Annotated in this window: 16 protein-coding genes and 1 tRNA gene; 14 read left to right on the plus strand and 3 right to left on the minus strand. The window is 63.1% G+C overall.

Annotated features, from left to right (window positions below; all coding sequences use genetic code 11):
• The first annotated feature begins 116 nt into the window (after positions 1-116).
• The gene (locus FEZ63_RS15040; RefSeq protein ID WP_150945886.1) at positions 117-2,243 is read left to right on the plus strand and encodes a sodium-translocating pyrophosphatase; all 2,127 of its coding nucleotides are present in this window, start codon (positions 117-119) and stop codon (positions 2,241-2,243) included.
• 137 nt (positions 2,244-2,380) lie between these two features.
• On the opposite strand, the gene FEZ63_RS15045 is transcribed toward FEZ63_RS15040, so the two are convergent.
• Entirely contained in the window at positions 2,381-2,836 is a 456-nt protein-coding gene (locus tag FEZ63_RS15045; RefSeq protein WP_150945888.1) for an outer membrane protein assembly factor BamE, read from the minus strand.
• 102 nt (positions 2,837-2,938) lie between these two features.
• Here FEZ63_RS15045 and FEZ63_RS15050 point away from each other — a divergent pair, with 102 nt between their 5' ends.
• From FEZ63_RS15050 to FEZ63_RS15085, 8 genes are all read left to right on the plus strand, one after another.
• A complete protein-coding gene (locus tag FEZ63_RS15050) occupies positions 2,939-3,472 on the plus strand; it encodes a ubiquinol-cytochrome C chaperone family protein (protein WP_150945890.1) in 534 nt (177 codons plus the stop codon).
• 27 nt (positions 3,473-3,499) lie between these two features.
• Positions 3,500-4,015, plus strand: coding sequence for a YceD family protein (locus tag FEZ63_RS15055; protein WP_150945892.1), 516 nt, complete (start codon positions 3,500-3,502; stop codon positions 4,013-4,015).
• Between the two features lie 138 nt (positions 4,016-4,153).
• Complete coding sequence (gene plsX / locus FEZ63_RS15060; RefSeq protein WP_150945894.1) at positions 4,154-5,188, plus strand: phosphate acyltransferase PlsX; 1,035 nt, start codon at positions 4,154-4,156, stop codon at positions 5,186-5,188.
• A complete protein-coding gene (locus FEZ63_RS15065; RefSeq protein ID WP_420846282.1) occupies positions 5,163-6,179 on the plus strand; it encodes a beta-ketoacyl-ACP synthase III in 1,017 nt (338 codons plus the stop codon). Before plsX ends, FEZ63_RS15065 begins: the two co-directional genes overlap by 26 nt.
• A 111-nt stretch (positions 6,180-6,290) precedes the next feature.
• A complete protein-coding gene (locus FEZ63_RS15070; RefSeq protein ID WP_150945899.1) occupies positions 6,291-6,602 on the plus strand; it encodes an integration host factor subunit alpha in 312 nt (103 codons plus the stop codon).
• A 21-nt stretch (positions 6,603-6,623) separates the two neighbouring features.
• Positions 6,624-7,103 carry a MerR family transcriptional regulator gene (locus FEZ63_RS15075; RefSeq protein ID WP_150945901.1) on the plus strand — a complete coding sequence of 160 codons (480 nt, stop codon included), beginning with the start codon at positions 6,624-6,626 and terminating at the stop codon, positions 7,101-7,103.
• Positions 7,104-7,168: 65 nt separating this feature from the next.
• A tRNA-Pro gene (locus FEZ63_RS15080) sits at positions 7,169-7,246 on the plus strand.
• Between the two features lie 311 nt (positions 7,247-7,557).
• Complete coding sequence (locus tag FEZ63_RS15085; RefSeq protein ID WP_150945903.1) at positions 7,558-7,950, plus strand: GFA family protein; 393 nt, start codon at positions 7,558-7,560, stop codon at positions 7,948-7,950.
• A gap of 44 nt (positions 7,951-7,994) precedes the next feature.
• On the opposite strand, the gene FEZ63_RS15090 is transcribed toward FEZ63_RS15085, so the two are convergent.
• A complete protein-coding gene (locus FEZ63_RS15090; protein WP_150945905.1) occupies positions 7,995-8,705 on the minus strand; it encodes a DUF4142 domain-containing protein in 711 nt (236 codons plus the stop codon).
• Positions 8,706-8,937: 232 nt separating this feature from the next.
• Between FEZ63_RS15090 and pxpB the strand changes: the two genes are divergently transcribed.
• Both pxpB and FEZ63_RS15100 read left to right on the plus strand, forming a co-directional pair.
• Positions 8,938-9,669, plus strand: coding sequence for a 5-oxoprolinase subunit PxpB (gene pxpB / locus FEZ63_RS15095; protein ID WP_150945907.1), 732 nt, complete (start codon positions 8,938-8,940; stop codon positions 9,667-9,669).
• Positions 9,662-10,720 carry a 5-oxoprolinase subunit C family protein gene (locus FEZ63_RS15100; protein WP_150945909.1) on the plus strand — a complete coding sequence of 353 codons (1,059 nt, stop codon included), beginning with the start codon at positions 9,662-9,664 and terminating at the stop codon, positions 10,718-10,720. The genes pxpB and FEZ63_RS15100 overlap by 8 nt, the downstream gene beginning before the upstream one ends.
• Positions 10,721-10,777: 57 nt before the next feature.
• Here the strand turns inward: FEZ63_RS15100 and FEZ63_RS15105 are convergent, their stop codons facing one another.
• Positions 10,778-11,206 carry a BA14K family protein gene (locus FEZ63_RS15105; protein WP_150945911.1) on the minus strand — a complete coding sequence of 143 codons (429 nt, stop codon included), beginning with the start codon at positions 11,204-11,206 and terminating at the stop codon, positions 10,778-10,780.
• Positions 11,207-11,526: 320 nt separating this feature from the next.
• On the opposite strand from FEZ63_RS15105, the gene FEZ63_RS15110 reads away from it, so the two are divergent.
• From FEZ63_RS15110 to FEZ63_RS15120, 3 genes are read left to right on the plus strand one after another with little or no spacing between them, the layout of a single operon-like run.
• Positions 11,527-12,033, plus strand: coding sequence for a putative pterin-binding protein (locus FEZ63_RS15110; RefSeq protein ID WP_150945913.1), 507 nt, complete (start codon positions 11,527-11,529; stop codon positions 12,031-12,033).
• A gap of 2 nt (positions 12,034-12,035) precedes the next feature.
• The gene (locus FEZ63_RS15115; protein ID WP_150945915.1) at positions 12,036-14,177 is read left to right on the plus strand and encodes a sensor histidine kinase; all 2,142 of its coding nucleotides are present in this window, start codon (positions 12,036-12,038) and stop codon (positions 14,175-14,177) included.
• Between the two features lie 15 nt (positions 14,178-14,192).
• On the plus strand, positions 14,193-15,236 hold the full coding sequence (locus FEZ63_RS15120) for a helix-turn-helix transcriptional regulator (RefSeq protein WP_150945917.1): 1,044 nt from the start codon (positions 14,193-14,195) through the stop codon (positions 15,234-15,236).
• Positions 15,237-15,474: the final 238 nt, after the last annotated feature.

The raw sequence follows: 15,474 nt of genomic DNA on the forward strand, positions 1-15,474 counted from the left end.
GCGTTGCGGCCTGCCTTAATTTTTGGCAGCGTTCCTACACTTCGCTGGGGGTAGGGCGACTCGCGGCCTGATCGGGCTGCGAAGTCTGGATTCTGCCTTCCCATAACAAGGACGGCATTATGGCACTTACCCTCATTATCCTGGGCGGGCTCTTGTCCATCGTCTATGGCCTCTGGGCCATCAACGATGTGATGAAGCGCGACGCAGGCTCTCAGCGCATGCAGGAAATCGCAGCCGCGATCGCCGAAGGTGCGAAGGCCTATCTCCGGCGGCAATACACGACGATCGCGATCGTCGGCGTTGTTCTGTTCGTCATCATCGCGTGGCTGCTCGGCATTCGCGTCGCCATCGGCTTCGCCATCGGCGCCATCCTGTCCGGAGCCGCCGGCTTCATCGGGATGAACGTTTCGGTGCGCGCCAATGTGCGCACCGCACAGGCCGCCACCCAATCCTTGAGCGGCGGTCTCGACGTTGCGTTCAAATCCGGTGCGGTGACGGGCATGCTCGTGGCCGGTCTCGCACTCCTCGGCGTCGCGCTCTATTTCGGCTATCTGACCCGGATCGAGGGTCTGCCCGGTTCGAGCCGCGTGGTCATCGACAGCCTGGTGGCTCTTGGTTTCGGCGCTTCGCTGATCTCCATCTTCGCCCGTCTCGGCGGCGGCATCTTCACCAAGGGCGCTGACGTGGGCGGCGATCTGGTCGGCAAGGTCGAGGCCGGAATTCCGGAGGACGACCCGCGCAACCCGGCAACCATCGCCGATAACGTGGGCGACAATGTCGGCGACTGCGCCGGCATGGCGGCCGACCTGTTCGAGACCTATGCGGTCACCGTGGTGGCCACGATGGTCCTGGCAGCGATCTTCTTCGCCGGCCAGCCGATCCTCGACACCATGCTACTCTATCCCCTCGGGATCGGCGCCGCCTGCATCGTCACCTCGATCATCGGCACTTTCTTCGTCAAGCTCGGCCAGAACGGGTCGATCATGGGTGCGCTCTACAAGGGCCTGATCGCCACCGGCATGCTGTCGGTCGGCGCCATCGCGCTTGTCACCTGGGCGATGATCGGCCTCGGACCTGTCGCGGGGGCTGCCTTCACGGGCATGAACCTGTTCTGGTGCGCGGTCATCGGTCTTGCCGTCACGGCCTTCATCGTCGTGATCACCGAGTACTATACGGGTGTGGGCTTCCGCCCCGTCCGCTCCATCGCCCAGGCGTCGGTGACCGGCCACGGCACCAACGTGATCCAGGGCCTTGCGGTCTCGCTTGAATCGACGGCGCTCCCGGCCATCGTCATCATCGCGGGCATCATCGCATCCTACACGCTGGCGGGCCTCTTCGGCATCGCCATCGCGGTCACGGCCATGCTGGCGATTGCCGGCCTGATCGTGGCGCTCGATGCCTTCGGTCCGGTCACCGACAATGCCGGCGGCATCGCCGAGATGGCAGGCCTGCCGAAGGAAGTCCGCAAATCGACGGATGCTCTCGATGCGGTCGGCAACACCACCAAGGCCGTCACCAAGGGCTATGCGATCGGCTCGGCCGGCCTCGGCGCCCTGGTGCTGTTTGCCGCCTACACCTCCGACCTCGCCCACTTCACCCAGAACGCGGCTCAGTTCCCTTACTTCCAGGGTGTTCAGCCGGACTTCTCGCTCACCAATCCTTACGTGGTGGTCGGCCTGCTCTTCGGCGGTCTGATCCCGTTCCTCTTCGGCGGTATCGCCATGACGGCGGTGGGACGGGCAGCCGGCGCGGTGGTCGAGGAAGTGCGTCGGCAGTTCCGCGAAAAGCCGGGCATCATGGCCGGCACCGAGCGCCCTGATTACGGCCGGGCGGTCGATATGCTCACCAAGGCCGCCATCAAGGAGATGATCATCCCGTCGCTCCTGCCGGTGCTGGCGCCGATCGTCACCTACTTCGTAGTCCTGTCGATCGCCGGCAAATCGCAGGCCTTCTCGGCTCTCGGCGCCATGCTTCTCGGCGTGATCGTCACCGGCCTCTTCGTCGCCATCTCGATGACCTCGGGCGGTGGCGCCTGGGACAACGCGAAGAAGTCCTTCGAGGACGGCTTCACGGATTCGGCCGGCGTCGTCCACCAGAAGGGATCAGAGGCTCACAAGGCCTCCGTAACCGGCGACACCGTCGGCGATCCCTACAAGGACACGGCGGGCCCCGCTGTGAACCCGGCGATCAAGATCACCAACATCATCGCCCTGCTGCTCCTGGCGATCCTCGCCCACTCATAGAGGCAAGCGAAAACTCGAAAACAAAACCCCGCGGTTCGCGCCGCGGGGTTTTTGTCGTTTTGGGCAGTCGCCGCGTCTGGCTGGCGGCAAAAAAATGGCCGGGAACCTGCCCGGCCAGGAACGGCGTCGTGGAGGGACTACGCCCCGAACGGATTGAAGCTGCTGGCGCCCCTGAAGAGTTGGCCGATGAAGCTCGATTCCTGCCCGCCCGAGGGGGTGGTGCGGCTGATGAAGTCGAACACCTTGCCGTCCTGGATTCCATAGAGCGCGACGCGCTCGACTCTCAGATTGTTGTCGAAGTAAACCGCCGTAACCCTCTGATCGATAACGGATTCCGGCATGAATTGGAAGCGCCTGCTCGACTTCTGGCTGATATAATACCAGCTCTTGTTGCCGACCGTCGACACGGTGGAGGGCGTGCCGAGCGTGGTGAGCACCTGTTCGCCGCTCATGCCCTTCTTGACCTCGCCGATGGCGCGCTCGTCCACGATATAGCCGCGCTGGAATGTCTCGCCGCCCATGCAGCCCGCCACACTCGAGGCAAGAAACGTGGCTGCGGCCAAGCGTACGAAAAGTGATTTATATCGACGCATCGTATGGTTCTTCCAAGTCTGCGGCGCGGATAAGCTTGCGCCTTCGGATCGGGATGGCGTACCCCGAGGTTGTGATTTTGACAAGGCAGGAAGGCCAGCCACGTGATCTTCAGTTTGTTCCGAAAGGATCCGCGGCGCGCCACCATCGCGGCGCTGTACCGGCGCATCGCCGATGCGTCCCGCAACCCGGGCCTCTACGGCACGCTGGGGATTCCCGACACGGTCGAGGGCCGCTTCGAATCCGTGTCCCTCCACACGATCCTGGTCCTGCGGGCGCTGCGGGACCTTCCGCCGCCGGCCGATGATGTGGCGAAGGATCTGACGGACGCGTTCTTCCAGGATATCGATGCATCCCTCCGCGAGATGGGGATCGGCGACACAGTGGTGCCGAAGCGGATGAAAAAGCTCGCCGCCGCCTTTTATGGTCGCGCCCATGCCTATGACGGTCCGCTCGACGCCGTGGACGAGCCGGCACTGGCGACCGCGCTCGGCCGCAATGCGGTCGGCTCCGATGCACCGGCCCATCCTCTGGCGCGCTACGCGCTCGCGGCCGACCGCAGTCTGAAGGCGGCAGGCCTTGCGGCTTTGCTGGGCGAGGGCCACGTTTTTCCTGAACCCGACACTTTCGGCGCCTGACGCCGAGCCCATGGGAGCACCACAGCAATGACCCCTGAAACCGTTGGCCCCCTGTCGCGGCTCGTGGATGTCGGCAATGTGCCGCCGGCCGGCAAGCACGTACATGTCCATGCCACTCCTGAGGAATGCACGGCTCTGGCAAAGGATTTCGGATTGGCCGGGATCGAGGCGCTCTCGGCGGATTTCACGCTCACCAGCACCGCGAAGGGCGTTCACGTGGTCGGTCAGGTGAAGGCCAGCATCACGCAGATCTGCGTCGCCACCCTGGAGCCGTTCGATTCGACCGTTACCGAGGACGTGGAGGTTGATTTCGCGGAGCCGGACGGTATGCCGCCGGAGCCGCCGACCGAGATGCACGAATACGAGCCGCCTGATGAGATCATCAACGGCAAGGTCGATCTCGGCGCCGTCGCGGCCGAATTCCTGGCCCTCGGGCTCGACCCCTATCCCCGCAAGCCGGGTGTGGATTTCGAGTTCAAGGACCCGGCCGACGAAGAGCTGTCGCCCTTCGCAGCCCTGAATGCCATCAAGGGCAAGAAGTAGCGGACGGCCTGCCTTCACCCCGCCTAAACCGCTGTCGGCGCGTCGATTTCGGCCTGATGGAGAATTCAGTTGCGGTGCCCCCGCAAACCGCTATTTTCCGCGCGCTATCCCCCGAAAACGAGAAAGAAACGTCCTTTCATGCCAAAACCAGTTCGCATTTCCCTCGACGCGATGGGAGGGGACCACGGTCCGTCCGTCGTGGTTCCGGGCGCGGTTTTGGCTCTCGAGCGCCATCCTGGCATCCGCTTCCTGATGGTCGGCAACGAGGCGCTCATCAATCCGCTTCTGGCGCAGCATCCCAAGCTGAAGGAGGTGACGGAGGTTCTCCACACCGACCTTGCGATCAGCATGGACGAGAAACCGAGCCAGGCGATCCGCATGGGCCGCGGCAAGTCCTCCATGTGGCGCGCGGTGCAGGCGGTCAAGGACGGGCAGGCAGATGCCGCCGTCTCCGCCGGCAATACCGGCGCGCTCATGGCGACTGCCAAGGTCTGCCTCAAGACCATGGCGCATATCGAACGTCCGGCCATCGCCGCCATGTGGCCGACCTTGCGCGGCGAGAGCATCGTGCTCGATGTGGGCGCCACCATCGGCGCCGATGCGGGTCACCTCGTCGATATGGCGATCATGGGTGCGGCGATGGCGCGGATCGTGTTCGATCTCGAGCGCCCGACGGTCGGCCTGCTCAATGTGGGCACCGAAGAGATCAAGGGGATCGAGGCCGTCAAGGAAGCAGGGCGCATCCTGCGCGAGGCTAATCTTCCCAATCTGGCCTATCACGGCTTCGTCGAAGGCGACGATCTCGGCAAGGGCACGGTCGACGTGGTCGTCACCGAGGGCTTTTCCGGCAATATCGCGTTGAAGACCGCCGAGGGCACCGCCAAGCAGATCGGCGAATATCTCCGCGCCGCCATGAGCCGCACGATCATGGCCAAGATCGGCTATCTGTTCGCCAAGCAGGCGTTCGATGCGCTGCGAGACAAGATGGACCCGCGCAAGGTCAATGGCGGCGTCTTTCTCGGTCTCGAAGGTGTTGTGGTGAAAAGTCACGGCGGCACCGACGCGCTCGGTTTCGCGAGCGCCATCGATGTTGCGTATGATATGGCACATTTCGAATTAATGAAGACGATCCGCGTCATGCTCGATCATGATCCGGTCGCACAACAGGCCTGAGGAAGGCTCCAACTTGAAACGCACCCGTTCCATCGTCCGCGGCATCGGCTCCTACCTGCCGAAGCGCGTGTTGACGAACCACGATCTGGCGAAGTTCGTCGATACCTCCCACGAATGGATTGTACAGCGCACCGGCATCGAGGAGCGCCACATCGTCGAGGACGGCGAGACCACGTCCATGCTCGGCATCAAGGCCGCGCAGGCGGCCCTCGACGATGCGGGCCTGAAGCCTGAGGACATCGACCTCATCATCTGCGCGACGTCGACACCCGACTACACGTTTCCTTCGACCGCGACGCAGATCCAGACCGGTCTGGGCATCACGCACGGGGCGGCGTTCGACCTGCAGGCTGTTTGCACGGGATTCGTCTACGGGGTCGCGACCGCCGACAAGTTTCTCGCCTCGGGCTCGCACAAGCGGGCCCTGGTCATCGGCGCGGAAACATTCTCAAAGTTGCTCGACTGGAACGATCGCACGACTTGTGTGCTGTTCGGCGACGGCGCCGGCGCCATCGTGCTCGAAGCGGTGGAAGGCGAGGGCACCTCGGCCGATCGCGGCGTGCTGACCTCTCATCTGCGCTCCGATGGCCGCTACCGCGACAAGCTTTATGTCGATGGCGGTCCGGGCTCCACCAAGACCACCGGCGTGCTGAAAATGGAAGGCAAGGAAGTCTTCCGCTTTGCCGTCGGCATGGTGACCGACGTGATCCGCGATGCGTTCACCGCCACCGGCACGACCGCCGAAGATCTCGCCTGGTTCGTGCCGCATCAGGCCAACCGCCGGATCATCACGGCGAGCGCCGACAAGCTCGGCATCGCCCCCGAGAAGGTCGTGATCACCGTCGATCGGCACGGCAACACCTCGGCGGCGTCGATTCCGCTGGCACTCGATGTCGCCCGCAAGGATGGGCGCATCAAGGACGGCGATCTGGTGATGATCGAGGCCATCGGCGGCGGCTTCACCTGGGGCAGCGCCCTGATCCGCTGGTAATACCTCCCGGGCGGCCCGCTACCTGAGCGGTTGACCCGGTCCTTTCATCTGCATAGCGTCTTCGGGCAAGTCTCGAGGACTGATTTTGAAACCGAACGCTGGGGGAGCGTGATGGCAGGCAAAACTGTAACACGAGCTGATCTGAGTGAGGCGGTCTACCAAAAGGTCGGCCTCTCGCGCACCGAATCGGCCGAATTGGTCGAGCGTGTATTGGGGGAAATTTGCGATTCGCTCGCCAGCGGCGAAACCGTGAAGTTGTCGTCGTTCGGCTCCTTCATCGTTCGCAGCAAGGGCGAGCGCGTCGGCCGCAACCCGAAGACCGGCATCGAGGTGCCGATCAATCCGCGCCACGTGATGGTGTTCAAGCCGTCCAATGTTCTCAAGGCGCACATCAACGGCGAAGTCGCCAGCGGCGAGGACTAAACCGCAATGGCGAATGGTGCCATGGATAAAAGCCCCGACGCATTCCGCACCATCAGCGAGGTCGCCGAAGACCTCGACCTGCCCCAGCACGTCCTGCGCTTCTGGGAAACCCGCTTCGCCCATATCAAGCCTCTCAAGCGCGGAGGGGGACGGCGTTATTATCGCCCTGACGATGTGGACCTGCTCAAGGGCATTCGCCATTTCCTCTATGGCGAGGGCTACACCATCAAGGGTGTCCAGCGCATCCTCAAGGAGGAGGGCGTTCGTTTCGTGCAATCGGTCGGGCGCGGCGAACAAGCGACGGGCGCCCTGCGCACCGAGCTCCTGGAGGCCGCCGGCGATTACGAACTCGAGAGCGATTCGGCTGATGCCGCCCGCGAACCCGCCGAGCTTCCGCGGGCCGATCTTCAGGCTTTGCATGCAGCGTTGGGTGAACTCCTCGAATGCGACCGGGTGCTCAGTATGCTTCGCAGTGACGCCGAGCCCGACGCCAACGCGTAAGATCGCCATTTTCCGCGATCGAGAGATTGCTTCCCCGGCCGTGTCAGCTTATATGGCGGCTCAGTCGGAGCGTAGCGCAGCCCGGTTAGCGCACTAGTCTGGGGGACTAGGGGTCGGAGGTTCAAATCCTCTCGCTCCGACCATTAAAGCCATTGAGTAAAGCAAATTTCAGATGCGGCGCCCTCGGGCGCCGTTCTCATTCCTACCCCCATTGCAGGGTGCGCTACACCATGTGCCCGACTGTAGTTGGCCTCGTTCACATCTGAGCTAAGATGAAGCTGAAAGGTGCCGGCCAAGACGTTTCGGGCGTGAGATGGGGGACAGCCTCTGGCTGGGCATCAGATCGTGGCCGGGTCTTCCATCCGCCTTCGCTCTAGCGGCGTGGACGGATTTGACGAAGATGGACAGTGCTGTTCGTTATAATTCCTCGGCTTGATTTTAGAGGAGACGCAGCATGGACCGATTCACGGGCGGTTGCCTGTGCGGCGACGTCCGAATTGTGGCGTCGGGACCTCCATATCGGGTCGGCCTTTGTCACTGTCTCGACTGCCGCAAGCATCATGGGGCGCTTTTTCATGCTTCCGCGGTGTTCCCTCAGGATGCGGTGACGATCGATGGCGAGACACGCGACTATGCCGGGCGGTTTTTCTGTCCCCGCTGCGGTTCGTCTGTTTTCGCACGCACGGGAGATGAAATCGAAGTGAACGTGGGATCCCTCGATGCCCCTGACCAGCTGATGCCAACCTACGAAAGCTGGATCATCCGTCGCGAGTCGTGGTTGCCGCCGTTTCCGCTCACGAGACGATACGAGCGCGATCGTGACGCCACGAGTCGCTTTGAGGAGTAGGTCGCGCGAGCGGCGCAACGGCACCGTTGGACGGCCGTCGCCGGCTATTGGCCGAGGTCTTTCTGCATTTCCCGCAAAACCGCCAGGTGTTCCTTGATCTGGCCGCGCGCGAGCTTCGCCAGGTTGGCGATCTCGCGGTTTCCATCCGCGTTCTGAAGATAGCGCTCCTGGATGTTCAGCAAGTCCTCATGCACTTTGAGCTGAGCCGCCACATAGTCGCGGTCGAACGCTGGGCCGGCCTCAGCCTTCGACATTTTCTCCATCGCGGCCGCGTCGGCCGCCGCTAGCTCGGGCGCGGTCGATGCCGCCTGCACGGCGCCGGTCGATGCCGTGCTCGCCGGATCCGCGAATGAATGCATGACGTCCGCAAGAGTATCTTGCTCGGCTACCTCGAACCCGGCGAATGCCTTCACGCGGGGATTTTGTGCCTTGCTCAAGGCAAAGTTCGATTGCTGCAGGGAAACCGTGCCGGCCGCCAGGGTCTGCTGGACGTATTGCGCATCGGCCTGGGATTGCTGCTGACCTGTCTGGGCTGGGGCGCTCTGTCCCTGCCGCATCGGCGTTCGCGAATCCTGTGGCGCGCCCCCTTGCCGAACCCTCTGTTCGCGCTCCTGCGTATTCGAACCGAGCGGCTGGCCGGATTGCGTCGATTGCGGTCCGGCGGGAATGGGGATCGGCGCCTGTTGCTGCTGGGCGAAAGCCGGAATGGCGACAATGCCCGCGATGAAGCCGACCATGAGGAGACAGCGTGACATGACATTTCTCCTGCGCTGGAATGCGTGCAACGCCGCGCCTTCGCCCTGAGAACCACCCGGCACATCCGGCGGTTCCAGGGCCTCGTCGCTCTCCTGTCATTACATTTCCGCGATACACCGGAATCGGCAGCCCCTGATCTCATCGCGCCTCAGTACCACCGGGCCCTGTCTTTCTCGCCGCCGCCTGTGCTAGTGCTCGCCTGCACCCTAGGCCTGCTCTGATTTGGACCGCATGTCGTACGAACCGAAATTCCTCTCCGCCGGCGATCGGGGGCTCACGGTCGAGCTGGGCGATTCGGTGAACGAGGCGACTAACGCAAAGGTGGTGGCTCTCGACAATGCCCTGTCGGCACAGGCCATTCCCGGCGTGGTCGAGATGGTGCCGACCTATCGTTCGCTCCTGATCATGTTCGACCCCTTGTTGATTTCGAAAGAGGCGCTGCGACAGCGCGTGCTGTCCTGCTGGCCGCCCGATGCTGCGGCTGCGAGCCGCTACCGACGCTGGACGATCCCGGTGCTCTATGGCGGCGAGGCAGGAGAGGATCTCGAATATGTGGCGAGCGTCCACGGCCTCTCAGCGGACGAGGTGGTGCGCCTTCACGCGGGGGCGGAGTATCGCGTCTACATGATCGGCTTTGCGCCGGGATTTGCCTATCTCGGCGGGCTGCCGGAACGGATCCACACCAGCCGCCGTCTCGAGCCGCGCATGCGCACGCCCGCGAGCAGCATTTCCATCGGTGGCGAGCAGGCGGCTGTCTGGCCACCCATCGAGATTCCGAGCGGCTGGCATTTGCTCGGACGCACGCCGGTGAAGACCTACGATCCGCTGCGGCGCGAACCCTTCCTTCTCGCCGCCGGCGACCGGGTCGTCTTCGCGCCGATTTCGGCGCAGGAATTCACCACGCTGAGCGCGGCGGCGGACGGGGGCGATCCTGTCGCGACGGCGGAGATGGTGGATGCTTGATCATCTGACGGTCGTCGAACCGGGAATGCAATCGACAGTGCAGGATCTCGGGCGCTTCGGATTGCAGCGCTACGGCATTTCGGCCGCCGGTCCTATCGATCCCCTGTCGATGCGGATCGCCAATGCGCTTGTGGGCAATGCGCTCGACGAAGCTGTGGTGGAACTCACCCTGTCGGGCGGCAGCTACCGTGTCGAGGCCGAGCATTGCCGGTTGGCAGTGGCGGGTGCCGACATGCCGCTCACCATCGACGGCGCCAGGGCGGAATCGTATCGGGCGCATGATTTGCCGCGGGGAAGCGTCGTGTCGATCGGCTTCGCGCGCAAAAGCATGCGGGCTTATCTCGCCGTCGCCGGCGGCTTTACCATCGAGCCGGTGCTGGGCAGCCGTTCGACGCATCTGCGCTCGCACCTTGGCGGGTTGGACGGCCGCGCGCTGAAAGCCGGCGATGCGCTGCCTCTCAGACGGCCGGGGATTGCCGGGCGGCCGCTCACATTGCGGGAGCAGAACCGGCCGGTGTTCACCGGTCCGGTCCGCGTGCTCCTGGGTCCGCAGGATGAGGCATTCACGCCTGCTGGAATCGAAACGTTTCTCTCGTCGGTCTACACCGTCACGTCCAAGACGGACCGCATGGGCTGCCAACTCGACGGGCCGCCGATCGAGCATCGCAACGGCTTCAACATCATCTCGGACGGCATCGTGAACGGTAGCATTCAGGTGCCCGGCAGCGGCACGCCTATCGTGCTTCTGGCCGACCGGCAGAGTACGGGTGGATATCCCAAGATCGCCACCGTGGTCAGCGCCGATCTTGCCAGAATCGGCCAGGCGCGCATCGGCGAACCTATCCGGTTCGAGGCGGTATCCGAGGAGGAGGCGGCGCGTTCGGCCGTCGCGTGGAACGAGGTGCTGGAGAGAACAATCGCCATGATCGAGCCAGTGGGCCTGGCCGAGCTTTCGACAGAGACGCTGATGAGCCTGAACCTGATCGGCGGCGTGGTGTCGGCGCAAGCGCCCTCAAGCGACGAGGGCTCCTCCACCGAGGCGCCGACCTGAAAAACCCCGCGACGCGAATCGCGGGGTTTAGGAACGGCAGGTCGATTTCAGGCGATCCTACGGATAGGTGCAGACGTAACGCATGCCGTTATTGGACAGGAACGTGCCGGACACCGGATCGTAAGACCGGTATTTCTTGGCACAGTACGCCGCGACCGACGGGCTCACGGTGCCGGGAGGCGGCGGAGCGGCGGGCTGGGCTGCCTGATTGGCAATCGCGCCGGCGATCAGCGCGCCGGCGGCAACGCCAGCGACGCCAGCTGCCACGGCCGCGCCGTTGTCGCGGTAATAAGGCCTGCCATAATAATAGGGCCGGCCGTAATAGGGGCGGCCATAATAGCCGCGGCGATAATACTGGGAGTAGCTCTCCGACGGATAGGCCTGCTGCACGTCAGGCAGCGCCCGCCTGGGCAGAACCTCAGCAGCGGCCGGCATCGCTGGCACGAGCGTGGCCACGCCCAGCACAGCCGCAATGAACTTGCGCATTTTTCACTCCATGATGGCGATACGGCTGACACACAACCGTGTAGCCTAGCTTCCAAATATAGCGGGGCGGGCGAGAACCACAATCGGTCTCGTTTGCTCCTGAACTGCACGGGTGCCACGGCGCACGCGGACGGGGAAGCAAATCGGCGGGACCGCGGACCGCGCAACGGCGCAGGGAATGGAACAATGAAACGATATAACTCTTAACTTCCTGCGTGGAACGTGATCGGAGTTCTTTATCGCTACGGCAGGGGAAGATTGTGGGTGGAAATTTCTTCGGAATTATTGTTCTATTATAATCTCACTTTCGGAGCATGGTCATGCAACGTATGGCGCAGTTCATTTTGGCTTCCCTGATGGTCGCATGGGCTACGCTCGCCGGCGCCGCCGAAACGTTGCCTGCGCCTGCCGGTCCGGTCCTTCTGACGATCTCCGGCAAGGTGGCGGTGACGAACGCGGCCGGTCAGGCGCAATTCGACCGCGAGATGCTGCTGAGCCTGGGCCAGCAGAGTTTCACGACCGGTTCCGCGGTCGCAGACAAGCCCCAGCTTTTCGAGGGCGTCCCCCTTAAAGCCATACTCGATCGTGTCGGCGCCGGTGGAACCGCGATCCGGGCGAGCGCGCTCAATGATTATGAGGTCGTTATCCCGCGCGACGATCTCCGCTTCGGCCCGCTGGTGGCGCTCAAGGCGGACGGCCAGTTGCTCAAGCTCCGGGACAAGGGCCCGCTCTGGATCGTCTATCCCCGGGACGACCATCAAGAACTGACCGACATGCGCTACGATTCCCGCTGGGTCTGGCAGCTCAATCGGCTACACATCGAATAGCCATGAGATTCAAACCGCAGAACTACAAGGCTGTTTTCATCATGCTCGTCGCGATCGCCGGGCTGGTGGCTTGCCTCGTGTTCACGGTAGCGCGCCTGCTCTATGTGGAGGCGGATCTCAAGAGCGAGGATAACCAGACCAATCTGTGGCAGATCACGCAGGCCCAGTTCGAGGCGACTCTGGTCTCGGAGAGCTTGGCACGGACGGCCGCGAACGACACCTTCACGACTCCGGAGCAGGAGCCGAATTTCCGTTTTGCGATCCTGATCAGCCGGCTGGCAGTCCTCCTCGAGGGACCGCATGCCGAGTTGATCGAGCGCATCGGCATGATGGGCAGTCTCAAGCAGCATTACCTCCAGATCACGTTGGCGGAACCGCTGCTGGAACTGCCGCTCGATCCGCAAGCTGCCCTGCAATTGCGCGCCCAAACCCGCGAACTCGCCTACGAACTCCGGGACATCGCCAACAAGGTCCTGCTCATGTCGCGGGAACACGGCGCCAGGACGCGCTCGATGTATTTGCGCGCAGTGTTCGAAAGCCTCGCATTCATCGTCGGAATCGTCATCACCGCCTCCTTTCTTCTCCTGCGTTTGTTCAAGGGCATGCAGGAGGCCAACCAGGCGAGGCGGCTGCTTCGACAGGAGCAGGAACTATCGGACCTGGTCATCAACAACATCAGCAACCAGGGGATCGTCATTTTTGATGACCGCCTGAATTGCCTGCTCTGGAACCCCGGCATGGAAGAGCTCCTCGGTGTGCGGCCGGACAACACCGTCGGCCAAAACCTCCAGACCCTTGATCCGCTTTTTGCCCATCCGGGGATCGTGTCGGCGCTGACGCAGGCCGTCGCGGGCACGAGCTCGATCCGCGAATACGAGGCGATCGCGGACGGTCAGGAGAAATGCCTCGAAGTAAGCTGCTTTCCGCTGACGCTGGCCGAACGACAGCTCGGCATCGCCTTCGTGCGCGATGTGACCGAACAATGGCAGGCGCGCAAACAAGCTGAGCGCCAGACCGTCGATCTGGAAATGAAGGTCCTGCAGCGGACCGCAGCCTTGCAGCAGGCGGAGCAGCGATTGATCGCCGCCGTCGAGGCGGCGCCGGATGGTTTCGCGGCATTCGACGCTCAGGGCGAGCTTCTCTTCGCCAACGAGCGGATCCGCGCCGCCGAGCCCGTCACGGTGTGGTGTGCCGAGGACATGAACCTGTGCGCGTTCCTGCGGTGCTTTGCCATCTGCGAAGGCGCCGACGAACGGCTCGTATCGGATGAGGTTCCGAACGACGAGATCGAACTCGATCTGCTGGTCAAGAGGGATGTGTGGGCGCGCCTCTCCGTCACGCAGGCCAAAGGCGGCATTATCTTTGTGCGCCTAGTCGATATCTCGGCCTACAAACACGCGGCGCGAGCATTGCAATCGGCGCTCGATCGGGAACGCGAGACGACGGGCGCCTATCGCAGCTTCGTCTCCATGGTGTCGCACCAGTTCCGCACGCCGCTGGCCATTCTCGATTCCAGCGCCCAGCGCATCCTGCGACGCGGTCAGGACGCCAGTCATGATGAACTCGTGGTGCGCGTCCAGAAGATCCGAAGCGCCACCAGCAGGCTCACCCGTCTCGTGGACAGCGTGCTGAACGCGGCAAAACTCGATGCCGGCCGGATCGAACTCAATCCCGCCTCTTGCGATCTCAATGAACTCGTGCGGGACATCTGCGAGAGACAGCGTGAAGTCAGCTCCCACGCGGACATCCGCATCGACGCGCCCGACCTGCCGATCAATGTGCATTGCGACAGCATCCTGATCGAGCAGGTGGTCGTGAACCTGCTGTCCAACGCGGTGAAATATTCGGGCGAAACGCCGCTTGTGGAGGTGAAGGTGTGGATCGATGGTTCGAGGGCCTATTGTTCGATCCGCGATTGGGGCCTCGGCATCCCCTCGGACGAGGTCGGCAAAATTTTCGATCGCTTCTATCGGGCCCGCACGGCGACCGGCATCGCCGGCACCGGCATCGGTTTGAATTTCGCGCAGAAGATCATGCACCTCCATGGCGGCGAGATTAACGTCGAAAGCTATGAGGCGGGCGGATCCATCTTCACCTTCGACCTTCCGGTTTCCAACGCCGATCAAGCGCAGCAGGCGGCATAAAGGGGCTTGCCAGAGATGAATGACCAACCGACGATTTTGTGCATCGAGGATGAGGACGATCTTCGAAACGACATTGCCGAAGAGCTGGCTGCCGCCGATTACAACGTGCTTCAGGCGGCAGACGGCAAGGAAGCACTCGCCATGCTCTCCGAGCACCGGCCCGATCTCGTGCTGTGCGACATCACCATGCCGGGCCTCGGCGGCTATGATGTCCTCAAGGCGATGCGTGAAAAGAGCGACCTCGGGGATGTGCCGTTCATCTTTCTGACGGCGCTTGCCGACCGGAACGATGTGCTGGTCGGCAAGCAGGCCGGCGCCGACGACTACCTCGTGAAGCCGATCGACTACGAGATCCTGCTTGCGACGATCGCGGCGCGCCTCAATCAGGTCGCGCGCGTGCAGACGGGAGCCGTGGAGCGCGCCGAAGAGGCCTGGCAAGAGGTCCTGAGTTCCGCGCGCGGACGCACCGTGGAAGCGCTCTACAAGGCGACCTTCGCGTTCGATCGATTTCTCGTGGGCGTCGCGGTCGTCGACGAGGCCGGGACCGTCCGCCTCATGAACAAGGAAGCCGAGCGGATCCTCGGACAGGATGACGGGATCAGCGTGGTCTCCGGCATCCTGAAGGGGACGGCGCCGAAGCAGAACGCCAAGCTGCATGAGGGGTTGAAAAAAGCCTTCGAGGAAGAATTGCTCGACGAGATCGTGTCGTTTCCGCGCCAGTCGGGCGGACGGCCCTATCTCGTCCTCATTCCCGGCCAACGCTTTTCGGCCGATGAAAAGCCCGAAGCGGTCGTGCTCCTGCTCATCGATACGGAGCAGCGCGCCAAGGTTTCGGGCGACACGCTGGTGCGCCTCTACAACCTCACCCCGTCCGAGACCCGCGTCGCGTTGATGCTGATCGACGGAAAGCGGCTCGACCAGATCGCCGAGGAAAGCGACATCGCCCAGACTACGGTGGTGTTCCACCTCAAGAACCTGTTTCGCAAGACGGACACCAACCGCCAGGCGGACCTGATTCGAGTGCTGCTCTCGGTGCCCTTGCGATCGGCGGCAGCGTGAGAGGCTGATCGCAAGGCCTGTCGCGAAGCCTTGTCCTGAGGAAGCGCGGAGCGCTGCTCGAAGGACGAGGCGTCTCCAGTGGTCACTGGGTGATCCTTCGAGACGCCGCTTTGCGGCTCCTCAGGATGAGGTGGAGTGGAACTCAGCCTTGTGTTCAAACGCGGTTCCGCACCCGAAGCCTAAGCCTCATGCTGAGGAAGGCCGAAGGCCTGTCTCGAAGCACGAGGCGTCTCCAGAG

Origin of the sequence: Microvirga brassicacearum (assembly GCF_008757455.1) — a bacterium.
In the GTDB taxonomy this organism is placed as follows: Bacteria; Pseudomonadota; Alphaproteobacteria; order Rhizobiales; family Beijerinckiaceae; genus Microvirga; species Microvirga brassicacearum.